Source organism: Mesorhizobium sp. M7A.F.Ca.US.007.01.2.1 (genome assembly GCF_003998165.1).
In the GTDB taxonomy this organism is placed as follows: Bacteria; Pseudomonadota; Alphaproteobacteria; order Rhizobiales; family Rhizobiaceae; genus Mesorhizobium; species Mesorhizobium ciceri.
Genome location: NZ_RZQP01000367.1, coordinates 1 through 3,754, shown reverse-complemented (window position 1 = coordinate 3,754; position 3,754 = coordinate 1). Strand labels below are relative to the sequence as shown.

4 protein-coding genes are annotated in these 3,754 nt (G+C 63.3%); 3 read left to right on the top strand and 1 reads right to left on the bottom strand.

Annotated elements, in window-relative coordinates; translation table 11 throughout:
- Window positions 1-133: 133 nt before the first annotated feature.
- Together ribB and EN949_RS33680 are read left to right on the top strand one after the other, a co-directional pair.
- Entirely contained in the window at window positions 134-1,234 is a 1,101-nt protein-coding gene (ribB, locus tag EN949_RS33685) for a 3,4-dihydroxy-2-butanone-4-phosphate synthase (protein ID WP_013532799.1), read from the top strand.
- 33 nt (window positions 1,235-1,267) lie between these two features.
- A complete protein-coding gene (locus EN949_RS33680; RefSeq protein WP_013532798.1) occupies window positions 1,268-1,810 on the top strand; it encodes a GNAT family protein in 543 nt (180 codons plus the stop codon).
- A gap of 37 nt (window positions 1,811-1,847) precedes the next feature.
- On the opposite strand, the gene EN949_RS33675 is transcribed toward EN949_RS33680, so the two are convergent.
- Entirely contained in the window at window positions 1,848-3,071 is a 1,224-nt protein-coding gene (locus tag EN949_RS33675) for an MFS transporter (RefSeq protein WP_013532797.1), read from the bottom strand.
- 120 nt (window positions 3,072-3,191) lie between these two features.
- Here EN949_RS33675 and EN949_RS33670 point away from each other — a divergent pair.
- Window positions 3,192-3,754, top strand: a 563-nt coding sequence (locus tag EN949_RS33670; RefSeq protein ID WP_164782632.1) for a TetR/AcrR family transcriptional regulator, incomplete at its 3' end; no start/stop codon positions are given.

Genomic DNA, 3,754 nt, shown 5'->3' with positions numbered 1-3,754 from the left:
GAATAGGGGAATAGGGGAATAGGGGAATAGGGGAATATGTTGCGCTCTTAGCCCGGCCGGCCAAATCTTTTTGCTTTTCCCTACTCCCTTACTGCCCTACTCCCTTATTCCCCTGCGAGCAAAGCGAGCACTTATGCCTTACGACCAGAAGAAAATCGTCGAAGCCCTGCGTGCTTTCGAACGCGGCGAGATCGTCGTCGTCATGGATGATGACGGGCGCGAGAACGAGGGCGACCTGATCGTCGCCGCTGTCCACTGCACGCCCGAAAAGATGGCGTTCATCGTACGCCACACCTCCGGCATCGTCTGTACGCCGATGCCGCGCGAAGAAGCCAAGCGGCTGAACCTTGCCCCCATGGTCGCCGACAACGATTCCGCCCACACCACCGCTTTCACCGTCAGCGTCGATTTCAAGCATGGCACCACGACCGGCATCTCGGCCGAAGATCGCACTTTGACCGTTCGCAATCTTGCCAACGGCAATGTCGGTGGCTCGGATTTCGTCCGGCCCGGCCACATCTTTCCGCTGATTGCGCGCGAAGGCGGCGTGCTGATGCGCTCAGGCCATACCGAAGCAGCGGTCGATCTGTGCAAGCTCGCCGGCCTGCCGCCGGTCGGTGTCATTTCCGAGCTGGTCAATGATGACGGCACCGTCAAGCGCGGTCCGCAGGTGCAGGCTTTCGCCGAGGAGCATGGCCTCAAGCAGGTTTCGGTCGCCGACCTCATCGCCTACCGGCAGCGCAAGGAAACGCTGGTCGAACGCGTCGCCTGCTCGGAAATCGACACGCTCGGCGGCAAGGCACAGGTCTTCACCTACACGCTGCCGTGGGACTCCATGCATCACGTCGCCATCGTCTTCGGCGACATTCGTGACGGCGAGGACGTGCCGGTGCGTCTGCATTCCGAGGATGTGGTGACCGATGTCTTCGGCACCAGCCACCGGCTCGACGCCATCATGAAGACAATGGGCGAGCGCAGGCGCGGTGTCATCGTCTATCTCAGAGAAGGCTCCGTCGGCGTTGCGCATCAGGAGCGCAAGCGGCCGGCAAGCGGCGACCGCGAGGATCACGAAGAGGCGCGCCGCCGCGAAAACGAGTGGCGCGAGATCGGGCTAGGCGCCCAGATCCTCAAGGATCTCGGCATCTCCTCGATCAACCTGATCGCCTCGCGCGAACGCCACTATGTCGGCCTCGAAGGTTTTGGCATCCACATCGCCAAGACGGAGATCCTCTGAGCCTCCCGCCGATCCGGTTGCCGGAGAAGACGGATGAATGCGTCCCTGCCTACCAGCCAGCGCAGCGAGCGGCTTTTGCTGCGCCGCCCAGAAGAGACTGATCTGGATTTCCTGATCGATCTCTTTTCGCGCCGGGAACTTGTTGCGCATCGCCCCGACCCTGTTCCGGATACACCCCAGCAGAGCGCCGCGCGGCTGACGCGCGACATCGGCCATTGGGACAAGCACGGCTTTGGCCGCTGGGCGGTCGAGGCGGACGAAAAGCTGGTCGGCTTCGGCGGCGTCACGGTATCGGCGGATTTCGACGGTCTGAACCTGTCCTATCATCTTCATCCGGCGAGCTGGGGACATGGCTATGCCACGGAATTGGTGATGGAAGCACTGCGCACCGCGTTCGGCCCCTTGCGTGCCGATCGGGTTGTCGGCCTCGTCCGCCCCGCCAATCCGGCTTCGCGACGGGTGCTGGAGAAATGTGGCTTCGTCTTCGAAAAAGAGGTGATGTTGCATGGGGCGCCAACGATAGTTTTGGCATTGGCGCACCCAAGAAGAGTCAATATTTCAGGCCCGGCCGCCTAGAGCGGCGCGCCCGGCCTAAGGCCCGGGCGCGCCGGAACTATTCCGCAGCAATCGCGGCTGCTTCGCATCCGTCCATCTCGCACTCAGCCGTGGCAAGGCTGCGCTGGCCAAGCAGCACCGTGGCCAGCGCGATCATGCCTGAAGCCACAGAGACCCAGAACCCGTTCTGGGCACCGAACGCATCGACCACCGCGCCGGCCGCGAACGAGCCGAGTGCCATGCCGATGCCGATGCCGGTCATGACCCAGGTAATGCCTTCGGTCAGCATCGCCTCCGGCACATGCCGCTCGATCAGGCCGAAGGCGGTGATGAAGGTCGGCGAGATCGCCACGCCGCTGATGAACACGGTCAGCGCCAGCAGTGGCACGGTGTCGGCGGTGAGCGGCAACAGCGTGCCGAGCGCGACGAGGGCGACCGCGATGGCCAACTGGCGTTGCAGCGGCGCCTTCAGGCTGAGCGCGCCGACGATGATGCCGAGCACGAACGATCCCAGCGCGTAAACGCCGATGACAAGGCTGGCGGCGCCGGGCTGGCCAAGCTCCTTGGTGATCGCCACGGTGCTGACTTCCGTCGTCGCGAAGGTCGCGCCGATGAAGATCAGGGCGAAGGTGATGATCTGAACCGGCCGCAGGCGGATCGCCGAGCCGCTTGAGCCATGGTCCACCGGCCGCACTTGCGGCTCCGTCGAGCGTTGCAGGATGAAGGCCGCTGATCCGAATGCGAGAAATAATGTGCTCACCAGAACGCCGGCTTCCGGGAACAGGGCAGCACTGAGACCGACCGATAGCGATGCCCCGGCGATATAGACCAGTTCATCGGCCGCGGACTCGAAGGCGAATGCGGTGTTCATCTGCGGCCGTCCGCGGAAAATCTCTGTCCAGCGCGCCCGCACCATCGCCGGCATGCTTGGCATGGCCGCGGCCAGTAGGGCCGACACGAACAGCGTCCACACCGGCCAGTCCTGGTTGGCCGCCGCTATCAGGACGGCGAAAGCCAGCACCGCGATGATGGTGGTGGGCACGACGATCCGTGTCTGGCCCAGGCGGTCCACCAGTCTCGATATCTGCGGCGCAACGAAAGCGTTGGCCAGAGCGTATGTTGCCGAGACGGCTCCGGCCAGCCAGTATTCGCCACGCGTCTGCGACAGCATCGCCACGATGCCGATGGGCGCCATGGCGATCGGCAGGCGCGCCATGAATCCGGCGGCCGCAAAGCCCTTGGCTCCGGGGGCACGAAAGATTTCCGAATAGGGATTTTGCATGGGTGGTTCCTCGACAAAGGACGATTCGGCAATTACATACGAAGCGTATGATTGTTAAATAGAGCATACGCCGCGTATGTCAATTGGCATACGTTACGTATGTGAATAGGGCCAGAAGCCATGCACAGACCCCGCAAGGAGATGATCGCCGAGACGCGCGCAAAGCTGATCGCGGCGGCCCGCCATGCCTTCGGCACAACAGGCTATGCGGAAGCCTCGATGGATGATTTCACCGCTTCGGCCGGGCTGACGCGCGGCGCGCTCTATCATCATTTTGGCGACAAGAAGGGGCTGCTGCAGGCGGTCATAGCCCAGATCGACGGCGAGATGGCGGCGCGCATCAATGAGGTCGCGTCGAGAGCGCCGACCCGCTGGCAGCATTTCGTCGACGAGTGCTCGACCTATATCGAGATGGCGCTGGAGCCGGAAATCCAGCGCATCATGTTCCGGGATGGCCCGGCCGTGCTGGGGGATCCAGCGCAATGGCCGAATGCCAGTGCGTGCATCGTGTCAATGACCGACCATCTGACCGCGCTGCAGGAGGAGGGGGTCGTTGTCTCGAGCCTCGACCCCGAGACGGCCTCGCGACTGATCAACGGAGCGAGCAGCCAGGCAGCGCAACGGATCGCCAATTCGGACGACCCCGAAGCGACGTCCAAGAAGGTGGTGACGGCGTTCAAGCA

Bases quoted from the DNA above. Each gene is read 5' to 3' on its own strand.
- ribB (WP_013532799.1), top strand. From the start codon at position 134: ATGCCTTACGACCAGAAGAAAATCGTCGAAGCCCTGCGTGCTTTCGAA.
- EN949_RS33680 (WP_013532798.1), top strand. From the start codon at position 1,268: ATGAATGCGTCCCTGCCTACCAGCCAGCGCAGCGAGCGGCTTTTGCTG.
- EN949_RS33675 (WP_013532797.1), bottom strand. From the start codon at position 3,071: ATGCAAAATCCCTATTCGGAAATCTTTCGTGCCCCCGGAGCCAAGGGC.